This is a genomic window from Lentzea sp. HUAS TT2 (genome assembly GCF_051853195.1).
Lineage (GTDB): Bacteria > Actinomycetota > Actinomycetes > Mycobacteriales > Pseudonocardiaceae > Lentzea.
In genome coordinates, this window is record NZ_CP196667.1 from 6,496,306 (window position 1) to 6,517,446 (window position 21,141).

The following is a 21,141-nucleotide window of genomic DNA, read 5'->3' on the forward strand; positions in this document are numbered from 1 at the left end:
GAAGCCTCCGTTGGCTCGGGAACGTCGCGGCGCCCCGAATCTAGGATGCTATAGCAAAAAGCACAAGCCATAGCTTGCGTGCTTGTCGTAGTATCGGCGCTCGTGATGGCCGACAAGGATCCGCAGTCCGACACGCTGGCAGGCCGGGCCTACCGCTCGGTCCAGGACGCCATCGCCGCAGGTGAGCTGGCCCCCGGCGAGAAGATCACCGAACGCGGCCTCGCCGAACGGCTGTCGATGAGCCCCACTCCGGTCCGGGAGGCCATCCGCCGGTTGGAACAGGACGGCCTGATCAACCGGGTCGGCCCGCGCACGGTCGTCGTCGCGGACATCGGCGCCACCGCCGTCGAGGACCTGGCCGAGGTCGAGATCGCGCTGCGCGGCCTCATCGCCCGGTTCGCCGCCCGGCACGCGACCACCGCCCAGCTCGACGAGCTCGACGCCGTTCTCGACGAGGCGGACGACCTGCTGATCGTCATCAAGCAGCGCGACGCCGAGGGCCGCCCGGTCGAGAAGCACCTGAACACGTTGCTGGACACCATGCAGCGCTTCAACGACGCGGTCGCGGCCTGCGCGGGCAACGCGGTGCTGACCCGGCTGCTGGAGCAGACCAGGGTGTTCACGCGGGCGGAGCGCCGGACCCGCATGCTCGACCGGGTGCTCGCGAACCACCAGTTCGGTCTCGACCGCTACACGAGCCACCGCGCTCTCGTCCGCGCGCTGCGCGCGGGCGACTCGGCCACCGCGGAACAGATCACGATCGACGACGTCCGCGGCGGACTGGACGACCTGCGCCGCGCGCCCGGCCAGGTGTCGTCAGCGAACTGAGAGCACCGCGTCGAGGAGTTCCTCGGGTGACTCGGCCTGCGGCAGGTGCCCGGCGCGGGGAAGCAGGGTGAACGTCGACCGCGGGATCGCGGCGGCGAACGCCTTGCCGTACTCCGGGGAGACGATGCCGTCGCTCTCGCCCCAGATCACGTGGACGGGCACCGGGGTCTGGCCGAGCCGCTCCACGAGCGTCGGATCGGCCATCGCCGGCCCGGTGTAGCCGATCAGCGCCTGCACGTCCGGGCCAGGTCCGGAGTTCGCGGGCTGCGGGGCCTTGCTCGGGTCGTGCCACGAGAGCTTGCGCAGTTCTGCCGGGGAGAGGCCTCGGACGTCGGTGACGGGGTGGCCTGTGATCTCGACGCCGATCCCGTTCACGATCACCGCGTTGCTCACGCGCGGGCTCGCGAGCAACGCGATCTCGGCGGCCACCCAGCCTCCGAAGGAGTTGCCGATCACGGTGACGCCGGTGAGGTCGAGCCGGTCGAGCAGGTCGACGTAGGTCCTGGCCAGGTCGGTGACGCCGGTGAGATCGGCCGGTTTCGGCGTGCCGCCGAAACCGGGGTGCGTGGGCAGCAGCACCCGTGCGTGAGCGCGTTCGGCGAGCAGGGCGGCGAAACCGGCCATCGTCGGCACGCCACCGCCGCCGTGCAGCAGCAGGAACGTCCGGGTGCGGTCGAGGTCCAGCAAGGTCAGCTCAGAGGTCATGTAAGGAACCTTAGATAAGGATGCTTATATAAGCAACCTGTCCTCAATCGGGTAGGCTGACCCGCATGCCTCACCGTCCCGCCGACGTCGGCCTGGCCGTCAAGCGCCTGCAGCACCGCCACCACCGCAAGATGAGCCAGGCGCTGGCGCCGCTCGGCCTGTCGCTGGTGCAGTGGGACACGCTGCGGCACCTGGCCCGCCACCCGGACGCCTCGCTGCACGACCTCGCGGTGCTGACCTTCCAGACCGACCAGTCCTTCGGATCGCTGGCCACGCGGATGGCCGACCGCGGCCTGATCGAACGGGTGCCCGGGCCGGGACGCCCCGTGCGGCACCGGCTCACCGCGGAGGGGGAGAGGTTGCGCGTGGCGGGGCAGGACCTCGCCGACGGTGTCCTGGACGACTCGTTCCGCAATCTCTCGGCGGAACAGCTCGACCAACTGGGCGACCTGCTCACCCTGGCGCTCGGCGTAACGCACTGATCACCCCGGCCGACAGTCCACCGGGAGTCGTGTGAGGACGGTGCCGGACTCGTTTCGCGCCAAGCGACCTCCGTGTCGGGTGGACGGTCGGGGGAGTGACGTTGGCGCGCAGGCTCTTAATTGTGATGGCGGTGCTGTTCGTCGGCGCGTGCTCGGCCGAACCGGCAGCGCCGTCACCGGCGCCGCCGACGACCCAGACCTCGCTCCAGGTGCCGACACTGGTCAACAAGGTGGTGCCGCCGCAGGACGTGCTCACCGTCGTCCGGGACGTGATCGACGCCCGCACCGTCGAGTTCGTCGACGGCACGAAGGTCCGCATCGCCCTGCTGGCCGCGCCGAAGGAGTGCTACGCGGAGGCCTCGCTCACCTTCGCCAGATCGACCCTGCTGGCGAGGTCCGTCCGGTTCACCGTGCTGACGATCGGCGAGGTGAACCTCGAACTGGAGAACGGCACCGACTACGCGATGCTCGCCGTGCAGCAGGGTGCGTTGAAGCCGGAAGGTGCCGAGGGCGGGCCGTTGATCGCCGCACGGGACGAGGCCACCGCGGCCAAGCGTGGCCTGTGGGGCCCGCCGTGCGAGGGATCGGACACGCCCAAGCCCGCCCCTCCCACGACGACCACCCCGCCGCCGCCCGCCACGACCACGACCCCGCCGCGGCCGGCGAAGGCCTGCGCGGTCGCATACCGGATCACCGAGCAGCGGCAGGGCACCTTCCAGGTGAGCGTGACCGTGCGCAACACCGGTTCCGCCGCGGTGAACGGCTGGTCGCTGCTCTGGGCCCTGTCCAACGGGGACGGCATCCGGGACATGCGCAACGCCACCGGAAGGCAGTACGGGGCGATCATCAGCGCCTCGAACACGAACGACAACCGGCAGATCGCGTCCGGTGCGTCGGCGCAGTTCTCGTTCAGCGGCACCACTCGCAGCTCTCACAAGGCGCCGACCGCGTTCTCCTTCAACGGCACGCGGTGTTCGCTGGAGTAGCGAACCTCAGATCTGGTTCTCTCCGCCGTCGACGTACACGTTGGCGCCGAGCATGAAGCTGCTGTCCGAGGAGGCCAGGAACGCCACCGCGGCCGCGACCTCGTCCACGTGCCCCATCCGCCCGATCGCGATCCGCGCGGCCTCGTTCGCCTTGAACGCCTCCGCGTTCTCCTCGCCCACGAGCTCAGTGATCCCGTTGGTGTCGGTCGGTCCCGGCGAGATGGCGTTCACCCGGACACCGCGGTCCTTGAGCTCGTTCGCCCAGGCGCGCGTGAACGTCCGCAGGGCCGCCTTCGACGCCGCGTAGACACCGAACCCCGAGGTGCCGCGGTCGGCGGCGGTGGAGGCGTTGATGATCACCGAGGCGCCCTTGTTGAGCAGGGGGAGTGCCTTCTGCAACGTGAAGATCGTGCCCTTCACGTTGACGCCGAAGGTCTGGTCGAAGTCCTGTTCGGTGATCGTCTCGATGGTCGCGAACGAGGCGGTGGCGGAGTTCGCGAACAGCACGTCCAGCCCCTTGCCGCGGGCGGCGACCGCCTCGTAGAGCCGGTCCAGGTCGTCCGGGTTCGTGATGTCGCCCGGCACCGCCGTCACGTTCTCGCCGATGGCCTGCACCGCGTCGTCCAGCTCGGCCTTGCGGCGGCCGGTGATGAACACATGTGCGCCCTCCTGGACCAGTCGTGCGGCGGTGGCCCTGCCGATGCCCCGCGTACCGCCACCGGTGATCACCGCGGTCTTGCCTTCGAACCTGCGCATGTTCCTGACCTCCACGCTTTTGTGCACCGATCGGTGCTGAAGTCGACCGTAGCACTTCTGCACCGATCGGTGCGAAAGGGTAGGATGAAGGCGTGGAGAAGGTGCAGATCGGCCGGCCGCGCGAGTTCGACGCCGAGGAGGCGCTCCAGAAGGCGATGGTGGTCTTCTGGGAGCAGGGGTACGAGGGCGCGAGCCTCACCGAACTGACCGAGCGCATGGGCATCTCCCGCAAGAGCATGTACGCGGCCTTCGGCAACAAGGAAGAGCTCTTCCGCAAGGCGTTGCAGCGCTACTCGGAGGGCACGGTCTCCTACGCCGTCGAGGCGTTGCAGGCACCGACCGCCCGTGAGGTCGCGCAGAACTTCCTCACCGGCTCGGTGCGCGCCAACACCCAGCCGGGCTGCCCTGCGGGCTGCCTCGGGGTGCAGGGTGCATTGGTGGCCGGCGCCACTGGACGGGTCGCGCGCGACATCCTGGCCGAGTGGCGGTCCGGCGGTCAGGGCCTGCTGCGCGACCGGTTCGAACGCGCCGTCGAGGAAGGCGATCTGCCTGCCGGCGCCGACCCGGACCTGATCTCCCGCTACGTCATGACGATCGCGAACGGCATGGCCGTGCAGGCCGCAGGAGGTGCGGCGCGCGAGGAACTGCAGCGGGTGGCCGACGCCGCACTGCGGAGCTGGCCACCCGCCTGACCGCGGATCAGTTGGCCACCAGGCGCCAGCGGTTGTCGGCACTGCCGTTGTCGGGGTCCTGCACGATCTGCGCGCCCGCCGCGGTCGAACCGCCGAGAACGCCGAGCAGCTTCCCGCTGTGGGCGTTGCGGATCTTGTGGGTGCCGTCGCCCTGGGACAGGAGCGTCCACCTGTGGTCGGCCGTGCCGTTGTCGGACCACTGCAGGACGCGGGCGTTGTCCGCTGTGGACATGTTCTCCACGCCCAGGACCTTGCCGCTGTGGACGTTGCGCAGCCGCACGTCGGAGCCGTCGGTGATCAGCTCCCAGTTGTGGTCTGCGGTGCCGCTGTCGTGCCACTGCACGGCGAGGCCGCCGTCCACTGTGGACATGTTCTGGACGCCCAGCACCATACCGGTGCCCACGTTGAGCAAGCGGTGGCTCGTCGTGCCGCCACTCGTGCGCCAGTAGACGGTGTAGTTGAAGCCGTGTGCGTCGTGGAACGGCCCCAGGCCGACCTGCGTTCCGTTCGCCGTCGCGGTGAACGCCAGCGATGACGTGCTGGTGCGGGTCACGGAGCCGACGTCCAGCGCGGGCAACGCGGACAGGCCGGCGTTGCCGTAGTTGCCCGCCAGCACGGCGGGGCCGTAGGTCAGCGCGACGACACCGGCGTTGTCGTTGGAGGCCTGCGCGATCACGCGCATGGGCAGCCTCAGCGTCACCACGTCGCCGGACGTCCACGTCCGGGTCAGGGACGCGTAGGTGCCTGGCGTGGCGGTCACGTTCTGCGCGACGCCGTTGACGCTGACGGTCGCACCCGTTGTCCAGGAAGGGATGCGGAGCCGCATCGTCCACGACCCGCCCGCGTTGCCGGTGACGGTCAGCGTCGTGGTGTCGCTCGCCGGGTAGTTCGTGCTCTGGGTGACCGTCATGGCGCGGGACGACCACGTCAGCACCGACGGCGTGTAGAGGTTCACCGTGAGCGTGGTGCCGTTGAAGAAGTAGACGGAGTCGGCGAGCTTGGTGTTGGTCTCCAGCGCGGTGCCCTGGCAGCACCAGAACGTGCCGTAGTCCGTGCTCCAGTTGCCGCCACCCCACGCGGGGCCGGTGTTGCCGCGCCGGTGGCCGGGGTTGAGGCCGGTGAAGTAGCAGATGTGGCCGTGCGGGTCCGCCGGGTTCTGCTGGCCGATCAGGTGGTTGAGCAGGGCGCGTTCGTAGTAGTCGAAGTAGGCGGCCTTGCCGGGGTCGGTCAGCCACAGCTCGCGGGTCAGCTTGAGCATGTTGAACGTGTTGCACGCCTCGCAGGCGTCGGTGCTGAGGTACGCGGCGATGGCGTTCGGCGCGCGGAAGTGCTCTGCCTGGCTGTTGCCGCCGATGACGTAGGTGTGCGCGCCGACCGTGATGGTCCACGCGTTGAGGGCGATGTCGCGGTAGCGGGTGGTCCCGGTCGCCTTGTACTCGCGGGCGGCACCGATCCACTTCGGCACCTGGGTGTTGGCGTGCAGACCGCTGAGCCGGTCCTGGTTGGTGGCGAGGGGGTCGAACACCGCGGCGTGGTCGAACCGCTGGGCCGTCGTCAGCCAGCGCGCGTCGCCCGTCTGCTGGTAGAGGTCGGCGAGCACCGCGTTCATGCCGCCGAACTCCGTGCCCAGCACGTTCTGCATCGTGCTGTAGGACAGCCGGGCCGTGCGCCAGTCCACCCAGCCGGCGAACCGCAGCAGCACGTCCCGCGCCTGGGTGTTGCCGATGTAGCGCCACGCGTCCAGCAGTCCGGCGAGGGTCTTGTGCAGGGAGTAGTACGACACGGATTTGGGCGAACCGGCCTCCATCGCGTCGAAGTCCGACTCGGGGAAGCCTGACAGGTAGCCGGTGGTGAACCCGGCCGCCGAGTTGTTCGCCTGGCACTTGGCCAGCTCGGCCACCATGTAGTTGGCCCTGTCCCTGCACGTCGTGTCGCCCAGGACCGCCCACGCCTGCGCCCATGCCGTGAGGAAGTGGCCTTGGCTGTGCGTGCGGAACGGGAAGTTCGGGGCCTCCCACCCGCCGAGCGCGGCGGCGCCGTTCGTGGACAGCCGGTGGTTGGCGCGGAAGTTGTACAGCAGCCGGTCGACGTCGACGAACTTCAGGTAGGACAGCGTGCGGTTCTGGTTGTCCAGCCATCGGCCGGACGTCAGCCGGACCTCGGACAGGTCGAACGCGTAGGCCGAGACACCCGCGTCACCACGGGCCGGGGGTACCGTCGCGGCCTGGGCTGAACCCGCCGCCAGCGACGGCGCCGTGGTCGCGATGGCGGCCACACCCGCGGCTTGCAGGAGCCTGCGTCGACTCAACGATGAGGACATGGGGACGCTCCCGTCGCTCGGCGAAGCGGTGCGGATCGGTTCGAGTCGCACCGCCGGCACGGAGCCGGACTGCCCGCGTCGGCCCCGAGACGGAAGGTAGCCACCACTCTGCCGAGCGGTCAACGCTCAATGTGAGCGTTAACTTTAGCGGTTCCGCTGGTCATCGAACGCGATTCGACGCTCAGGCAGCACTGTTCGACGACACGGCGGACGGCGATCGAGCCGGGATGTTATCGCTCACATGATCAGTGGGTGAGCACGTGCGCGGTGGCGTTCGGCATGCTGGGGGCCTTCGCGGACCGCCGCAACCGGGCTCTCGTCCGAAAGTACTAGATGGCAACTCGTTGTGCGGCAACCACTTTCGCCGCGCCCTACGGTCGTGATCATGACTACTGCAACGGGCAGGACCACGCCGCCGGGCACCATCATCGCCGCGTTCGTGGGGTTCCTCGTGTCGTGCGTGTTCGCGGTGACGTCCGTGGGCGTCCTGGTGGGCACGCGTGACGATCTCGTCGAAGCGTTGAGGGCGTCGGGGACGGCGATGACCGAGGAACAGCTGCAGAGCGCCGCCACGTTCACCCAGGTGCTGGTCGCGAGCATCGCGGTCGTGATCGCGCTGGTGCAGCTGTGGCTCGCGTTCAAGCTCAGGTCGGGACGCAACTGGGCCAGGATCCTGCTGACCGTGTTCACGGTCTTCCAGGTGGCGTCGCTGTTCATCGGGGAGGGATCGGCGACGTTGCCCGCGTACGGCGGCGCGGCGGTGGCCGCACTGGCTGTGGTGGCGAGCTACCTGCCCGCCTCCAACGTCTACGTCGACACGGTCAAGAGGGCGGGGTAGCGGGATCCTCCGCCGGTACCGGGGCGAGAATGCCGGTATGACCGCAGGGGGACCGCCGGCGCGGCGGAGCGTGTTCGTGGCCGAGGTCGCGGCACTGCTCGCGGTGACGGTCGTGGACGCGGTGCAGGTGTCCGGCGGGAACGGTCCGCAGGGCGTGCTGGGACCGTTGCTCACCATGGTCGTGCCGTACGCGGGCACGGCGGCCGCGATCCTGGCGGTCCTGCGCCGCAGGTTCCCCCGCCGGATCGAACTGCTGGCGAGCGCGGTCATGGCACTGTCGCTGCTCGGCACGGCGGTCGCGGCGTTCGTGGACCGGGTTCCCGCGCAGCCGCCGTTGACGGAAGTGCTCGCGGTGCTGTTGCTGGCCGCCGCCGGATGCCGCCGGCTCCCTCCCGCACGGGCGGCGGCGCTGGCCGTCGCCGCCGGCGTCACCGTGGTGCTCGCGCCGATCGTGCGCTACGGCCTCGGCTACCCGGCGGCGCTGTTCCCGGTGGCCGCGGCGCTGGCGTGGGGCGCGGCACTGGCGCTGGGCCTGATCCTGCGGGACGCGGACGCCCGGCACCGCCGCGAGCTGGAGCGCATCCGCACCGAGGACCGGCTGCAGCTCGCGCGGGACCTCCACGACCTGGTGGCACACCACGTCACCGGCATCGTGGTGCGGACCCGTGCCGCCCAGGCGCTGGCCGCGAACCCGGCGGCACCGGCCCAGGACCCCGCCGAGGTGTACGACCAGATCGAGCACGCGGCGGCAGAGGCCCTGACCGCCACGCGCGGACTGGTGGGTGTGCTGCGCAGCGACGAGCCGCTGCCGTCACCGAGTCTCGTCCTGGGTGACGTCGTGCGCGCCGCGGCGGGGGAGGAGGTGGCGGTGCACGTGGGTGCCGACGTCGAGGCACTTCCTTTGCCACCAAGGGTCTCCGTCGCTCTGCACCGGGTGCTGCTCGAGGCGCTGACCAACTCCCGCCGGCACGCGCGCGCCACCGGCGTGCGGGTCACGGCTCGATCCGGTGAGGACGGCCTGGTGGTCGAGATCGACAACGACGGTGTGCCGGACGGCGTTGCGGCGCAAGGCGGACATGGCGTCCTCGGCATGACCGAGCGGATGGCCGAGCTGGGTGGCGAGCTCGTCGCGGGTCCGCACGGGCCTGGCGGCTGGCGGGTCACCGCACGGCTGCCGCTGGGCCAGGACGACGATCCGTTCGACACCGTGCCGAGGGGGATCTGATGACGATCCGCGTGCTGATCGCCGACGACCAGACCCTCGTGCGCACCGGCTTCCGGCTGGTCCTCGACGCGGAGCCCGGCATCGAGGTGATCAGCGAGGCGGCCGACGGGGAGGCGGCGGTGAGGCTGGCGCGCCAGCTGCGTCCCGACGTGACGCTGATGGACATCCGCATGCCGAAGCTGGACGGGTTGCGGGCGACCAGGCTGCTGGCAGGACCGGGCGTGGAGGATCCACTGCGGGTGCTGGTCGTCACCACCTACGACGTCGACGAGAACGTCTACGCCGCGCTGCTCGCCGGTGCCTGCGGGTTCCTGCTCAAGGACGCCCGGCCGCGGCTGCTGGTGGAGGCCGTGCACGCCGCGGTGAGGGGCGAGGCGCTGGTCTCGCCCGCCGTGACGGTGCGGCTGCTCGCACACTTCACCGGCGGCGCCGGCCCCGAGCGCCCGGGAGATCCGTTGACGGGCCGCGAGCTCGACGTGGTGCTGGCGGTGGCACGCGGCTGGACCAACTCCGAGATCGCCGACCGGCTGCACGTCTCGTTGTCGACGGTGAAGTCGCACCTGACCAACGTCCAGGGGAAGATCGGCGCGCGCAACCGCACCGAGATCGCGATCTGGGCGTGGCGCAGCGGCCTGCTCAGGTGACGGGGTCCGCCGGTCGCCGCACCACCACAGTGCCGGCGACGATGTCCCCGAGCCTCTGGTTGCGAGGTGTCACCGCGATCAGCACCGCGCCGACCAGGCCCATCAGCAACCCGTCCACGGCCATCAGCAGCCACCGCACGAAGTAGGCCCGCAACGACGGCTCACCGCCGCGCAGCGTGGTGATCCGCAGCCCCAGCCAGCGCATCGCCGGGGTCGAACCCCCGTGCCGGTACGGGTACCAGATCTCGATCCACAGCACCCCGAGCAACGACACCGCCACCACGGTCGCCCACGGCAGCACCGAGAACACCTTCGGCGTCATGCCGAGCTTGATGAGCGGCACCGACAGCAGGACGCCCAGGAACACGCTCAGGACGGCGGCGACGGCCAGGAGGGCGAACTCGATGACGTGCTGTGAGTAGCGGCGGAGAACGATCGAGCGGGCATCGGCGTCGGTGGCCACCCGGCCATCATGCCAAGGTTCGCCACCGGCTGGGTGGATGGGGGGAGACCGCTTTCCACGCCGGCCGGGCCGAGACCTTCTTCCCCAGCTCCCAGCCCCCAGCCCCGTGCGGAGCTGATCTCCGACGCGCGCGCGTGGCTCCAGGCGAACCCGCCCGCCACCTCCCGAACCGGCCCGGCACCCCAACGTCCTAAGTAGACACCGGCGCCGTAGTGCCGCGCACGATGTACCGAGCCGTCGGCGACCAGCGCGGCGTGACCGGCCCACCGCCGATCCGTTCCAGCACCGACTCCGCCACCGACACACCGAACTGGTGCACGTCGACGCTCATAGTCGTGAGGGCGGGGGAGGCGAGCCGGCACAGCGTCGAGTCGTCCCACGCCACCAGGCTCAGCCGATCCGGCACCGCGACACCGAGCTCGGCGGCCGCGGCGAGCCCGGCGACCGCCATCACGTCGTTGTCGTAGAGGATCGCGGTGGGCGGCTCCGGTCCACTCAGGAGCGACGCGGTGAGCTTGGCGCCCGCCTCCTCCGAGTAGTCGCCCTCGACGATCACCGGTTCGACCCCGGCCTGCGCGCATCCGGCCAGCAACGCGTCCGTGCGGGCCCTCGTGTGCTGCAACGCCGAGGGACCCGTCACCCTGGCGATCCGCCGGTGTCCCAGCGCGAGCAGGTGCCCGAGCGCCTCGGCCACCGGACCGGCGTGGTCGGTGCGGACCGAGGGCAGCCGCGGGTCGTCGCCGACGACGACGGCGGGCAGCGCGATCTCCTCGAGCACGGCGGGACGCGGGTCGTCCGCCACCGGGTTCACCACCACGACGGCGTCGACCAGGCTGCGACTCGCCCAGCGGCGGTAGGCGGCGATCTCGGCCTCGTGGTCCGCCACGACGTGCAGCAGGACGGACAGGTCGCGTTCGGCCAGCCGTTCCTCGATGCCCGCGATGAACTCCATGAAGAACGGCTCGACCCCGAGCAGGCGCGCGGGCCGCGCGAGCACCAGCCCGATCGCGCCGGTCGGGTCAGCGGCCATCGGCCACCACACACAGGTCGTTGGCACAGCGCAGGACCGAAGGATCGGTGAAGGCCGCGGGATCGACGACGGCGTCCGTGCGGACGTGGAACACGCGTACCTCTCCCGCCAGCATCGGCACGAGCGAGTCGTCGGCGACCGCGTCCGGGGCGACCCGGTCGGCCAGGATCGTGACGTCGCGCGCGAACGAACCGGCGCGCACCTCGACCTCGTACCCGCCGGGCACGGCCTTCGCCTGGGCGACAAGGGGACGCGGGTCGTAGGCCAGCTCGACGTCCTCCCGGAACGGCAGGATCGCGCGGGCCTCGGCGGTCGTCGCCACCATCACCTCCGCGTCGTCGTTCACCGGCCGCGGCAGCGCCTCGTCCAGGTCCACGCAGAGCACTGAACGGGGCGGCACCGTCCGGCGCAGTCTAGTCAGGTGCAGCGTGACACCGCGGAACGTCTGCCGGTCCAGGGTGAGGTGCGCGTCCCACGGCTCGTCGTGGTCGTTGACGGCGACGAGCACGAGCCGGTCGCCGCGCGGCTGGAAGGTGAGCAGCCGGGGCGCGTACGCGTGCCGCAGCCCGTACCAGAGCGGTTTCACCCGTTCCTCGCTGTCGATCGCAGCCCAGGACGTGACGGGCCAGCAGTCGTTGAGCTGCCAGACGATCGCGCCGGCCGTGCGCGGCCACCACGAGCGGAAGTGCTCGATGCCGAAGGCCACCGCCCGTGCCTGGTTGAGCTGCGTCGCCCAGTGCCAGTCCTCGAACCGCGGCGGCACCGGCAGGCGCCCGGCCAGTCCGCGGGCGAGCTTCCCGTTGCCGTCCTCCGCTTTCTGGTGGGTCAGGAAGCTCGGCGAGTCCGGGGTCAGCGGCCGGTCGTGGATCCAGCGGGTGAGGGTGGACCACGCCGGCGGGCCCTGGAACCCGAACTCCGAGCAGAACCGCGGCACGTGGTCGCGGTAGTGCTCGTAGCCCGCCTGGTTCCAGACGTGCCAGTCGTGGCGCGTGCCGTGGTCCTCGTCGTTCGGGTGCACGCCGGGCACCGGGCTGTACGGGCTGCTGGGGCAGTAGAACCGGGTCGGGTCGAGCTCGGCCACGATGCCCGGCAACAGGTCGTCGTAGTAGCCCAGGCCCCACGTCCTGCCGTCCAGCTGCTCGGGCCAGCCCCAGTCGGCGAACCCCCACAGGTTCTCGTTGCCGCCGTTCCACAACGCGAGCGAGGCGTGCGACATCAGCCGCACGACGTTCTCGCGGGCCTCGGCCTCCAGCTCACCGCGGACCGGTTCCTCCTCCGGGTACGCGGCGCACGCGAGCGGGAAGTCCTGCCACACCAGGACTCCGCGCTCGTCGCAGACGTCGTAGAAGTCGTCGGACTCGTAGATCCCGCCGCCCCACACCCGCAGCAGGTTGACGTGCGCGGTCACGGCCTGGTCCACCCGCCGCGCCAGCCGGTCGCGGGTGATCCTGGTGAGGAAGTGGTCGTCGGGGATCCAGTTGGCGCCCTTGACGAAGACGGGCCTGTCGTTCACGACGACGGTGAACGGGGTGCCGTGCTCGTCGGGGGTCGTGTCCACGGTGATCGTGCGGAACCCGATCCGCTTGGAGGTGCTGTCGAGCTCGGATTCGCCGCGCAGCACCACATCGAGGTCGTAGAGCGGCTGGTCGCCGTAGCCGGCAGGCCACCAGAGCCGCGCGTCGGGCACGTCCACGCGGGCGACCACGGTCCGCTGGCCGGCCGGGATGGTGACGGTGCGCTCGTACGCGCCCACGGTGATCAGCAACGTCAGGTTCTCGCGCGCGTCCGGCGCCCACTCGACGTCGACGTGCAGCTCGACCTGGCCGGTGCCGTCCGCGGCGACCGTCACGATCGGACGGACCTGGCCGAGCCGCGCGGTGTGCCAGCGCTCCAGCCGGACCGGCCGCCAGATCCCCGCGGTCTGCAGGTCAGGGCCCCAGTCCCAGCCGAAGCTGCAGGCCATCTTGCGGATCATGTTGAACGGGTGGGCGTTGACGTGCTCGCGCCGGCCCAGCGCTGCCTCCACCTTCTCCGCGTGGGTCAGCGCGGAGGAGAACGAGACGGTGAGGTCGTTGGCACCGTCCACGAGGAACGGCCGCGCGTCGAAGCGGTGGCTGCGGTGCATGTTCGCGGTGTGGCCGAGCAGGTGACCGTTCAGCTCGACGGCGGCGATCGTGTCCAGTCCCTCGAAGACGAGGTCGGCCTGCCCGGACGCGCCGGTGGCGAGGAAGGTGGTGCGGTAGCGCCAGTCCGCGCGGTGCGTCCAGGCCAGCTCCTCCTCGGCCCTGTCCAGGAACGGGTCGGTGATCAGGCCGGACGCGAGCAGGTCGAGGTGCGTGCTGCCGGGCACGGTCGCGGGCACCGTCCTGCCGCGGACGCCTGCCGGCACCTCGTTCGTGGTCGCGGTCAGCTGCCAGCCGTCGTGCAGGTTCTGCCGGATCAAGACGGACCTCCCTGGCGGAAACGGGTTTCGGGGTCGGGTGCGGCGGCGGCGAGCTGCCGGGTGTACGGGTCCTGGGGACGCAGCAGCACGTCGTCGCCAGGCCCGCGTTCGACGATGCGACCCTGGTGCATCACCAGGACCTCGTCGGAGAAGTGCCGGGCGGTGGCCAGGTCGTGCGTGATGTAGAGGACGGCGAGGTCCTCCTCGCGGCGCAGCCGGTCCAGCAGCTTGAGCACACCGAGCCGGATCGAGACGTCCAGCATGGACACCGGCTCGTCCGCGACGATCACCCTCGCGCCCGGTGCGAGCGCGCGGGCGATGGCCACGCGCTGCCGTTGCCCGCCGGAGAGCTGGTGCGGACGCCGGCGGGCGAAGTCCGGGGTGAGGCTCACCCGCTCCAGCAGCTGGGGGACCTCCGCCCGAGAACGGCCGTGCAGCAGCAGGGGCCGCGCGAGGTGGTGCTCGACGGTGTGGAACGGGTTGAGCGACGCGAACGGGTCCTGGAAGATCATCTGGACGTGGTCGCGGTAGTGGCGTGACGGCAAGGGTTCGCCGTCCGGGCCGGTCAGCGTGATCTCGCCGGAGGTGGGACGGACCAGGCGGGCGATCATCCTCGCGATCGTCGACTTCCCCGACCCGGACGCGCCGACGAGCGCGACGGTCCGGCCGGCGGTGAGCGTGAACGAGACACCGTCGACCGCGCGGTGCCGGTGGAACGTCTTGGTGAGGTCGCGGACTTCCAGCGTGGTCATCGGATCAGGGCTCCTCGCTCGCCGGTCAGGCTGGGGAACGAGGCCAGCAGCTGCCGGGTGTAGGCGTGCTGCGGCCGCAGGTAGATCTCCTCGGCCGCCGCGTACTCGACGACCTCGCCGTCGCGCATCACCGCGATCCGGTCGCTCAGCTCCAGCAGCAGCGGCAGGTCGTGCGTGATGATCACGACCGCGAACCGCAGCTCGTCGCGCAAGCGCTTGATCTCGTTCAGGATCTCGCGCTGCACCAGCACGTCCAGGGCGGTGGTGGGCTCGTCCATGATCATGACCTGCGGTTCGAGCAGCAGTGCCATGGCGATCATGACCCGCTGCCGCATGCCGCCGGACAGCTCGTGCGGGTAGGAGCCGAGCCTGGCCGGGTCGACGCCGACGAGCCGGAGCACCTCCGCACACCGGGCCTCACGGTCCGAAGTGGACATCGACGGACGGTGCGTGCGCAGGACGTCCTGCAGCTGCGCGCGGATCGGGGTGACGGGGTTGAGCGAGTTCATGGCGCCCTGGAAGACCATGGACAGCTTGACCCAGCGGAACTCCCGCAGCTCGTCCGGCTTGAGCGCCAGCACGTCGATGCCGTCGAAGACGACGGAGCCGGAGGTGACCTCCGCCGGTGGTCGGTGCAGGCGGTTGATCGCGTAGGCGAGCGTGGTCTTGCCGCACCCGGACTCGCCGGCCAGGCCGAGGATCTCGCCGCGCCGCAACGTCAGCGAGACGTCCTTGACCGCGTGCACCGGTGTGGCGCCCTGGTAGACGACGTTGAGGTCGCTGACCGTCAGGACCGCGTCGTCGGCAGGAGCCACCACAGGCGTGGTGGCCACGACGTCACGACCGCGCCGGGGCCGGTCGCGCAACGCGGGGTTGATGATCTCGTCGATGCTGAAGTTGACGAGTGAGAGCGCGCCGCCGAACAGGGCGATGATCAGTCCCGGAGGGACGAACCACCACCAAGCCTCCCGTTGTAGCGCGAAGCCGTTCTGCGCGTAGTAGAGCATCGTGCCGAGCGTCGAGGAGTCGGCCGCGCCCAGCCCGAGGAACGCCAGGCCCGCCTCGCTCAGGATCGCCAGCACGACGGCGAACACGAACTGGGAGGCGAGGATCGGCAACAGGTTCGGCAGGATCTCCACGCAGATCACCCGCCAGGTCTTCTCGCCGGAGACCCGCGCGGCGGCCACGTAGTCGCGGTTGCGCAACGACAGCGTTTGCGCGCGCAGCACACGGGCCGCGGCCGCCCACCCGGTGATCGCGAGCACCAGCGAGATCGTCCACGTGCCACGCTGCTCGGCGGGCACGAAACCGGCGATCACGATGACCAGGGGGAGACCGGGGATCACCAGCATCACGTTGGAGAACAACGAGAACGCCTCGTCCACCACCCCGCCCGCGTACGCGCCGACGATGCCGAAGACACCGGACAGCACGGTCGCCATGACCCCGACGAGCAGGCCGATCCACAACGAGCCGCGGGTGGCGTGGGTGAGCTGGGCGAGCACGTCCTGACCGATGACGGTGGTGCCCAGGAGGTGCTCACCACCGGGAGGGGTGAGGCCGATGTCCCTGATGGTGGCCGGATCGCCGGTGAGCACCGGGCCGAGCAGTCCGAAGAGGACGATCAGCCCGGCCAGGCCGAGACCGGTGACGAGTTTGCCCGACCAGGTCATGAAACCGTGCTCCGATCCCTCGTGCGGGCGTCGATCAGGCCGTACAGCAGGTCGACGACGAGGTTCGCGCCGAGCACCGCGATCGTGATCACCAGGAAGATCCCCTGCATCAGCGCGTAGTCGTTGTTCTGCACGGCCTGCAGCAGCTTCGAGCCGATGCCGGGGTAGGAGAACACCTGCTCGGTGACGATCGACCCGGACACCACGAACCCGAGTGAGATCGCGAACCCGGCGACGGACGGCAGCACGGCGTTGCGGGCCGCGTACCTGACCATCACCCTGCTGCCGGTCAGGCCCTTGGCCCGCGCGGTCAGCACGTAGTCCTCCGACATGGCCGAGACCATCATGTTGCGCATGCCGAGCAGCCAGCCGCCGACCGACGAGACGACGATCGTCAGCGCGGGCAGGATGCCGTGGTACAGCGCCGAGCCGAGGAACTCCGGACTCCAGCCGGGATCCAGGACGACGTCGTAGCCGCCGTTGAGCGGGAACCAGCCGAGCCCGGACGAGAGCAGCGCGACCAGGATCAGCGCCAGCCAGAAGTACGGCACCGCCGACAGCATCGTGGTCGCGGGCACCAGCGAGTCGAGCCAGGTGCCGCGCCTCCAGCCGACCAGCGCGCCGAGCCCGATGCCGAGCACGAAGGAGATCAGCGTCGCGAGCCCGACCAGCACGACCGTCCACGGCAGCGAGGCACCGATCACGTCGGTGACCTTCGCTGGGAAGGCGCTGACCGACACCCCGAGCTCACCGCGCAACAGGTTTCCCAGGTACGCCAGGTACTCCGCGGCGAACGACTCGCGCCCGCCGGTGCCGAGCAGCGTCTCGTAGGCCTGGCGCGCGGCGGGGTCTACGGACCCGCCGCGCTGCTGGAGCTTGGCCATCAGGATGTCCACCGGGTTGCCCGGCAGCAGCCGCGGGATGACGAAGTTCAGCGTCACCGCCGCCCACAGCGCCGCCAGGTAGAAGGCGACCTTGCGCAGGTGGTAGCCCATCGTCAGGACCCGGCGGGCTTGAGCTTCGCGTACACCTGCGAGGCGTCCGGCCGCTTCCACACGGCGGGGAACGCGTACAGGTCGTCCTTGGTCGGCCAGCCGGTGAAGGCCTTGTCGTTGTACTCGTTCGGCACGCCGCCGGTCAGCACCGGGATGTACGGCATCGACTTCTCGAGCTCGACCTGGATGGTGTCGTAGTGCTGCTGCCGGGAGGGGTCCTTCCGGTCGGTCTTCTTGAGCTCGGCCAGCGCGGCGTCCACGACGGGGTTGCTGAACCGGGCGAAGTTCGGGTTGGCCGCCTGCCCGACCGGCGCGGTCGTCGCGGTCGAGAAGAAGTAGCTGTAGGTGTAGTACGGGTCCGGCGCAGGGCCCTGCTCCACCGAGTCGATCAGCAGCTCGAACTGGCCGCGTCCACGCGCGTCCGCCCACTCGTTCCACGACAGCTGCTGCGGGGTGATCTTGATGCCGACCTTGAGCAGCTGCTGGCTCAGGGTCTCCAGCGCGGTGATGTAGTCGGTCCAGCCGGCGACCACCTTCACCGACAGCGCGAGCGGCTTGCCGTCCTTGGCGTAGATGCCGTCGGTGCCCTTGGCGTACCCGGCGGCGGTGAGGATCTGGTCGGACTTGGCGGTGTCGGCGTTCATCGGCGCCATGTGGTCGGTGAGCCTGTTCGAGATCAGCGACTCGTCACGCGGCTGGAGCGTGTAGCCGGGCGACATCGCGGCGGCGGTGTTCTGGAACGCCAGCGAGTTGATCTGGGTGCGGTTCATGCCGTGGTAGATCGCCTGGCGCACGGCCGGATCGGTCTGCGCGCCCTGGCAGCCGAGCTGCGCGTTGGAGCAGGTGAACAACGCGACCTGGTTGAGCGGCAGCGTGACGACCTTGTAGCCGGGGTAGTTCTTCTCGACGTCCTGGATGTCCGGGACAGGGCCGGTCTGCCAGTCGATCGACCCGGCCTTGAGGGCGTCCACGCCCGCCTGGTTGCCCGACAGCGACAGGTAGCGGACCTGTTTCACCGCGGGCTCGCCGCCCCAGTACTTCGGGTTCGACTTGAGGGTGAACGACTGCGCCTTGAACTCGCCGAGCTGGAACGGGCCGGTGCCGACCGGGTTCGGGTTCACCTCGGTGGCGGGCGTGGCGTAGTTCTTCCAGATGTGCTCGGGCAGGATCCACAGCTGGCCCAGCACTTGCGGTCCGTCCATGTAGGACGGTTCGGGGAACTTCACGACCACGTGCGTGTCGTCGGCCGCGGTCGTCGTGCCCTTGAAGCCCGTCTTGTTGACGGCGGGGGTCTTCGCGACCATGTCGAGCGTGAACTTGACGTCCTCCGCGGTGAACTTCTCGCCGTCGGACCAGGTCACGTCGTCCCTGAGCGTGACGGAGAGCTCGGTGCCGTCCGGGTTCCACTTGAACTCGGTGCCGAGCATGGGTTTCGGCGGCTGGTCCTTCGCGATGTTGAAGAAGAACAGCGGCTCGTAGATCGTGCCGGGCCCCTCGATCAGCGTGGGGGCGTACGGGTTGAAGTTCAGCTGGTAGTCGCCTGCCTGGCCGGTGTAGACGACGAGCGTGTCGCGGGACCTGCCTGCTCCGCCCGATCCGGAGCAGGCCGCGGCGGCCGCGAGCACCACCGCGAGACCGAGTGCGCTGAGCCGCTTGTGCAGGAACATCGTTGATCCTCCCCGTGGCTGGGTGGTTCGCGGCGAGGATTCTTCAGTTACTAAACAAAGAAAGTCAACGGCTCGAGATGCTTTACTGATCCCGAGCTTGTCGATGTGCACAGTTCGTCGTTCGACGGAGGAACGTAGTGAGCGGACCGGCGCGGGTGACCCACGCGAGCACCAGGGCGGCGGTGCTGGACCTGGTCAGGGCGGCGGGCATGATCAGCCGCGTCGGCCTGGTCAACGCCACGGGCCTGACCGGAGGGACGATCTCCACGGTCGTGCGCGGCCTGATCGACGAGGGCCTGGTCGCCGAGACCGGGCACGCCGAGTCGACCGGCGGCAAGCGCCGGGTCATGTTGCAGCTCAACCACTTCGCGCGCTACGCCGTCGGCGTGCACCTCGACGACGCGCGGATCACCTACGTGCTGACCAACCTCGGCGGGGCGGTCGTCGCGAGGATCTCGCGCGCGGGTGCGGGCGCCGACGAACCGGCGGCCGTGGTCGCGCGGGTGGCCCGCGAGGTCGACGCGCTGATCGACAGCGTCGGCGTCGAACGCCGTCGAATCCTGGGGCTGGGACTCGCCGCGGCCCGCCCGGCGGAGCACCACGGGTTCGGCCAGGCGCTGGAACGTGCGTCAGGTCTGCCCGTCGTGCTCGACAACGACGCGACCGCGGCGGCGATCGGCGAGCACTGGTCCGGCGGTGTCGGCGCGACGTCGACGTTCGCCGCGTTGTTCATGGGCACCGGGATCGGCGCGGGGGTCGTGCTCGGCGGCACGACCTACCGCGGTTCCGGCGGTCATGCCGGCGAGATCGGCCACGCCTGCCTCGACGTCGACGGGCCGCGGTGCCGGTGCGGTGCGAAGGGATGCCTGGAGGTGCTGGCCGGTCCCGCCGCCGTCGTCGAGCAGGCGCGGGCGGACCGGGCGCTCACCCGTGCGGCGGGACTGGTCGGCGGCCGGACCCGCGCCGCCACCCCGGTCGCGGCGGACTTCGCGGCGATCAGCAGGGCGGCCAGGCAGGGCAACACCCGCGCGGTGGCGTTGCTGGAACGGTCCGCCCGCTACGTCGCGGCGGCGGCGCGCACGCTCGCGAACGTGCTGGACCTCGAGGTGCTGGTGCTCACCGGCCCGAGCTTCGCGATCGCCGGCTCCGTCTACCTGCCGGTGCTGCGCGCCGAGCTCGACAGCGCGTTCATCGCCCGCGACGCGCACCCGATCTCCGTGCGACTGTCGCCTTCGGCTGCCTCCGCGCCGGCGATCGGTGCCGCCGCGATCGTGCTGCAGTCGGAGCTCGTGCCGCGGCGACAGGGGTTGAGGTTGCCGGACGACCTGGCCGCCGAGGAGCCCCCGGTGTTCGGTCAGCTCACCCGCTGAGCGACGGGTCTCGAATTTCTTTTTGTCTCAAAAGGAGCCGAACCCTGTAACAAAGGGGTGTCCGTCCCAGACAATGCCGGGCATGAAAACTGGTGGCGCAGGTCACAAACCCAGGCGGTGGATCGCGGGCACGGCCGCCGTGGTCATCGTGCTGGTCATCGGGATCTCCGTGCTCGTCAGCGGGGTGTTGGACGGCGAGGAGCCGCCGGCCACCGTCCTCACCACGTCACTGGCCGCGCCTCCGACACCCGTCGAGGACTGGTACGACCTCACCAACTACCAGACCGTCGAGTCCGGTGACGGGCACCAGACCCTGGCGTCGATCAGCATCGGCGTGGGCAAGGAGCCGTTCACCCGAGGCATCCGGGGCTCGGCCGGCTCGACGGCGGCCCAGCCGGTGAACTTCCGCACCTGGTCCGTCGCGAGCAGGTGCACCCGGTTGTCGGTGTGGATCGGCAAGGACGCGGACTCGACCCAGACGGAGGGGATCGGCCAGTTCGTGATCAAGGCCGACGAGGCGGCGGCCGTCACGAGGCAGGCGAGCATCGACGACGCACCCCAGCACGTCGAGATCGACATCTCGGACGTCGACCGGCTGACGTTGCTGGACGTGCGTGCCAGCCGCGACGCGGCCAACGCCTGGGGGACCCCGCGGGTGTTCTGCTCCGCGGCGCCCGGCAAGGCCGTCTGACGCAGCGGCCGGGGAGGCTTTGCGCCCTGGCGCAATAGCTTCAGCGACCGCGGTGGCGCGTTGTTAACTGCCGCCATGGTTTCGAGAACCTTCAGCAAGCTGGCCGGCCGGGTCGCGGCCGCCGCCATGATCGCGCTCTCGGTCGTCACCGTGAACACGTCGCCGGCCGGTGCCGCCGACCAGGAGTTCATCTACTCGGGACAGGACTACGGCTACGCCGGGGCGACGTTCGACTGGACCGGGCGGAGCTCGGTGGGCAACATCGACCTGCTCGTGTCGGACTGGGGCTGCGACGCCAAGCCGGTCTACGCCTACTTCCTGTTCTACAACGGTTCGCTGCATCCCGACACGACGCCTACGCGTCGCTACGACTACTCCGGCTGTGACAAGGAGGACTACTCCTCCTACAACAACCTGACGTGGTCGATCAGCGGCGACTCGATCACCTACATGGGCGTTGTTGTTTGCCGTGACGCGTCGAACGGCCCGTGCAAGGTCGGCGGGCTCTCCGGCCGCAACCCGTACGCGTGAGCGTCCACTTGAAGTAGGACGGACGATGGTCCCTCAGGCCGATGACCGAT

The 21,141-nt window shown here is 70.2% G+C and carries 20 protein-coding genes; 10 read left to right on the forward strand and 10 right to left on the reverse strand.

Annotated features, from left to right (window positions below; all coding sequences use genetic code 11):
* Positions 1 to 105 precede the first annotated feature (105 nt).
* Positions 106 to 828 (forward strand): GntR family transcriptional regulator, encoded by a 723-nt coding sequence (locus ACSHWB_RS31555; protein ID WP_439664702.1) that lies wholly within the window; start codon positions 106 to 108, stop codon positions 826 to 828.
* On the opposite strand, the gene ACSHWB_RS31560 is transcribed toward ACSHWB_RS31555, so the two are convergent.
* Positions 817 to 1,533 (reverse strand): alpha/beta fold hydrolase, encoded by a 717-nt coding sequence (locus ACSHWB_RS31560; protein ID WP_439656922.1) that lies wholly within the window; start codon positions 1,531 to 1,533, stop codon positions 817 to 819. The two genes, ACSHWB_RS31555 and ACSHWB_RS31560, sit on opposite strands and share 12 nt — an antisense overlap.
* 65 nt (positions 1,534 to 1,598) lie before the next feature.
* On the opposite strand from ACSHWB_RS31560, the gene ACSHWB_RS31565 reads away from it, so the two are divergent.
* Together ACSHWB_RS31565 and ACSHWB_RS31570 are read left to right on the forward strand one after the other, a co-directional pair.
* Positions 1,599 to 2,015, forward strand: coding sequence for a MarR family winged helix-turn-helix transcriptional regulator (locus tag ACSHWB_RS31565; protein WP_439656923.1), 417 nt, complete (start codon positions 1,599 to 1,601; stop codon positions 2,013 to 2,015).
* Between the two features lie 125 nt (positions 2,016 to 2,140).
* Positions 2,141 to 3,001: a cellulose binding domain-containing protein gene (locus tag ACSHWB_RS31570; protein ID WP_439664703.1), complete on the forward strand. Its 861-nt coding sequence runs from the start codon at positions 2,141 to 2,143 to the stop codon at positions 2,999 to 3,001.
* A gap of 6 nt (positions 3,002 to 3,007) precedes the next feature.
* Here ACSHWB_RS31570 and ACSHWB_RS31575 read toward each other — a convergent pair whose 3' ends face one another.
* Positions 3,008 to 3,757: an SDR family NAD(P)-dependent oxidoreductase gene (locus ACSHWB_RS31575; RefSeq protein WP_439656924.1), complete on the reverse strand. Its 750-nt coding sequence runs from the start codon at positions 3,755 to 3,757 to the stop codon at positions 3,008 to 3,010.
* Positions 3,758 to 3,849: 92 nt separating this feature from the next.
* Between ACSHWB_RS31575 and ACSHWB_RS31580 the strand changes: the two genes are divergently transcribed.
* On the forward strand, positions 3,850 to 4,449 hold the full coding sequence (locus ACSHWB_RS31580; RefSeq protein WP_439656925.1) for a TetR/AcrR family transcriptional regulator: 600 nt from the start codon (positions 3,850 to 3,852) through the stop codon (positions 4,447 to 4,449).
* A gap of 7 nt (positions 4,450 to 4,456) precedes the next feature.
* Here ACSHWB_RS31580 and ACSHWB_RS31585 read toward each other — a convergent pair whose 3' ends face one another.
* Positions 4,457 to 6,769 carry a beta-L-arabinofuranosidase domain-containing protein gene (locus ACSHWB_RS31585; protein WP_439656926.1) on the reverse strand — a complete coding sequence of 771 codons (2,313 nt, stop codon included), beginning with the start codon at positions 6,767 to 6,769 and terminating at the stop codon, positions 4,457 to 4,459.
* Between the two features lie 385 nt (positions 6,770 to 7,154).
* Between ACSHWB_RS31585 and ACSHWB_RS31590 the strand changes: the two genes are divergently transcribed.
* From ACSHWB_RS31590 to ACSHWB_RS31600, 3 genes are read left to right on the forward strand one after another with little or no spacing between them, the layout of a single operon-like run.
* A complete protein-coding gene (locus ACSHWB_RS31590; RefSeq protein WP_439656927.1) occupies positions 7,155 to 7,607 on the forward strand; it encodes a hypothetical protein in 453 nt (150 codons plus the stop codon).
* A gap of 37 nt (positions 7,608 to 7,644) precedes the next feature.
* The gene (locus ACSHWB_RS31595) at positions 7,645 to 8,832 is read left to right on the forward strand and encodes a sensor histidine kinase (RefSeq protein WP_439656928.1); all 1,188 of its coding nucleotides are present in this window, start codon (positions 7,645 to 7,647) and stop codon (positions 8,830 to 8,832) included.
* On the forward strand, positions 8,832 to 9,476 hold the full coding sequence (locus ACSHWB_RS31600; protein ID WP_439656929.1) for a response regulator: 645 nt from the start codon (positions 8,832 to 8,834) through the stop codon (positions 9,474 to 9,476). The genes ACSHWB_RS31595 and ACSHWB_RS31600 overlap by 1 nt, the downstream gene beginning before the upstream one ends.
* Here ACSHWB_RS31600 and ACSHWB_RS31605 read toward each other — a convergent pair.
* The 7 genes from ACSHWB_RS31605 to ACSHWB_RS31635 all read right to left on the reverse strand — a co-directional run bounded on the left by ACSHWB_RS31605 (position 9,469) and on the right by ACSHWB_RS31635 (position 18,499).
* Positions 9,469 to 9,939, reverse strand: coding sequence for an RDD family protein (locus tag ACSHWB_RS31605; RefSeq protein ID WP_439656930.1), 471 nt, complete (start codon positions 9,937 to 9,939; stop codon positions 9,469 to 9,471). The two genes, ACSHWB_RS31600 and ACSHWB_RS31605, sit on opposite strands and share 8 nt — an antisense overlap.
* 190 nt (positions 9,940 to 10,129) lie before the next feature.
* Entirely contained in the window at positions 10,130 to 10,969 is an 840-nt protein-coding gene (locus ACSHWB_RS31610) for a LacI family DNA-binding transcriptional regulator (protein ID WP_439656931.1), read from the reverse strand.
* Complete coding sequence (locus ACSHWB_RS31615) at positions 10,959 to 13,412, reverse strand: glycoside hydrolase family 2 protein (protein WP_439656932.1); 2,454 nt, start codon at positions 13,410 to 13,412, stop codon at positions 10,959 to 10,961. The genes ACSHWB_RS31610 and ACSHWB_RS31615 overlap by 11 nt, the downstream gene beginning before the upstream one ends.
* Positions 13,409 to 14,164 (reverse strand): ABC transporter ATP-binding protein, encoded by a 756-nt coding sequence (locus ACSHWB_RS31620; RefSeq protein ID WP_439656933.1) that lies wholly within the window; start codon positions 14,162 to 14,164, stop codon positions 13,409 to 13,411. Before ACSHWB_RS31620 ends, ACSHWB_RS31615 begins: the two co-directional genes overlap by 4 nt.
* Positions 14,161 to 15,837: a dipeptide/oligopeptide/nickel ABC transporter permease/ATP-binding protein gene (locus ACSHWB_RS31625; RefSeq protein WP_439656934.1), complete on the reverse strand. Its 1,677-nt coding sequence runs from the start codon at positions 15,835 to 15,837 to the stop codon at positions 14,161 to 14,163. Before ACSHWB_RS31625 ends, ACSHWB_RS31620 begins: the two co-directional genes overlap by 4 nt.
* A complete protein-coding gene (locus ACSHWB_RS31630; protein WP_439656935.1) occupies positions 15,834 to 16,832 on the reverse strand; it encodes an ABC transporter permease in 999 nt (332 codons plus the stop codon). The genes ACSHWB_RS31625 and ACSHWB_RS31630 overlap by 4 nt, the downstream gene beginning before the upstream one ends.
* A gap of 2 nt (positions 16,833 to 16,834) precedes the next feature.
* The gene (locus ACSHWB_RS31635; protein WP_439656936.1) at positions 16,835 to 18,499 is read right to left on the reverse strand and encodes an ABC transporter substrate-binding protein; all 1,665 of its coding nucleotides are present in this window, start codon (positions 18,497 to 18,499) and stop codon (positions 16,835 to 16,837) included.
* A 137-nt stretch (positions 18,500 to 18,636) separates the two neighbouring features.
* Between ACSHWB_RS31635 and ACSHWB_RS31640 the strand changes: the two genes are divergently transcribed.
* From ACSHWB_RS31640 to ACSHWB_RS31650, 3 genes are all read left to right on the forward strand, one after another.
* Positions 18,637 to 19,869, forward strand: a complete 1,233-nt coding sequence (locus tag ACSHWB_RS31640; protein ID WP_439656937.1) for an ROK family protein — start codon at positions 18,637 to 18,639, stop codon at positions 19,867 to 19,869.
* A gap of 82 nt (positions 19,870 to 19,951) precedes the next feature.
* Positions 19,952 to 20,560: an NPCBM/NEW2 domain-containing protein gene (locus ACSHWB_RS31645; protein ID WP_439656938.1), complete on the forward strand. Its 609-nt coding sequence runs from the start codon at positions 19,952 to 19,954 to the stop codon at positions 20,558 to 20,560.
* Positions 20,561 to 20,635: 75 nt separating this feature from the next.
* The gene (locus ACSHWB_RS31650; protein ID WP_439656939.1) at positions 20,636 to 21,091 is read left to right on the forward strand and encodes a hypothetical protein; all 456 of its coding nucleotides are present in this window, start codon (positions 20,636 to 20,638) and stop codon (positions 21,089 to 21,091) included.
* Positions 21,092 to 21,141: the final 50 nt, after the last annotated feature.

Coding starts and splice junctions, on each gene's coding strand:
- ACSHWB_RS31555 (WP_439664702.1), top strand. CDS start 106: ATGGCCGACAAGGATCCGCAGTCCGACACGCTGGCAGGCCGGGCCTAC.
- ACSHWB_RS31560 (WP_439656922.1), bottom strand. CDS start 1,533: ATGACCTCTGAGCTGACCTTGCTGGACCTCGACCGCACCCGGACGTTC.
- ACSHWB_RS31565 (WP_439656923.1), top strand. CDS start 1,599: ATGCCTCACCGTCCCGCCGACGTCGGCCTGGCCGTCAAGCGCCTGCAG.
- ACSHWB_RS31570 (WP_439664703.1), top strand. CDS start 2,141: ATGGCGGTGCTGTTCGTCGGCGCGTGCTCGGCCGAACCGGCAGCGCCG.
- ACSHWB_RS31575 (WP_439656924.1), bottom strand. CDS start 3,757: ATGCGCAGGTTCGAAGGCAAGACCGCGGTGATCACCGGTGGCGGTACG.
- ACSHWB_RS31585 (WP_439656926.1), bottom strand. CDS start 6,769: ATGTCCTCATCGTTGAGTCGACGCAGGCTCCTGCAAGCCGCGGGTGTG.
- ACSHWB_RS31590 (WP_439656927.1), top strand. CDS start 7,155: ATGACTACTGCAACGGGCAGGACCACGCCGCCGGGCACCATCATCGCC.
- ACSHWB_RS31595 (WP_439656928.1), top strand. CDS start 7,645: ATGACCGCAGGGGGACCGCCGGCGCGGCGGAGCGTGTTCGTGGCCGAG.
- ACSHWB_RS31600 (WP_439656929.1), top strand. CDS start 8,832: ATGACGATCCGCGTGCTGATCGCCGACGACCAGACCCTCGTGCGCACC.
- ACSHWB_RS31610 (WP_439656931.1), bottom strand. CDS start 10,969: ATGGCCGCTGACCCGACCGGCGCGATCGGGCTGGTGCTCGCGCGGCCC.
- ACSHWB_RS31620 (WP_439656933.1), bottom strand. CDS start 14,164: ATGACCACGCTGGAAGTCCGCGACCTCACCAAGACGTTCCACCGGCAC.
- ACSHWB_RS31625 (WP_439656934.1), bottom strand. CDS start 15,837: ATGACCTGGTCGGGCAAACTCGTCACCGGTCTCGGCCTGGCCGGGCTG.
- ACSHWB_RS31630 (WP_439656935.1), bottom strand. CDS start 16,832: ATGGGCTACCACCTGCGCAAGGTCGCCTTCTACCTGGCGGCGCTGTGG.
- ACSHWB_RS31635 (WP_439656936.1), bottom strand. CDS start 18,499: ATGTTCCTGCACAAGCGGCTCAGCGCACTCGGTCTCGCGGTGGTGCTC.
- ACSHWB_RS31645 (WP_439656938.1), top strand. CDS start 19,952: ATGAAAACTGGTGGCGCAGGTCACAAACCCAGGCGGTGGATCGCGGGC.
- ACSHWB_RS31650 (WP_439656939.1), top strand. CDS start 20,636: ATGGTTTCGAGAACCTTCAGCAAGCTGGCCGGCCGGGTCGCGGCCGCC.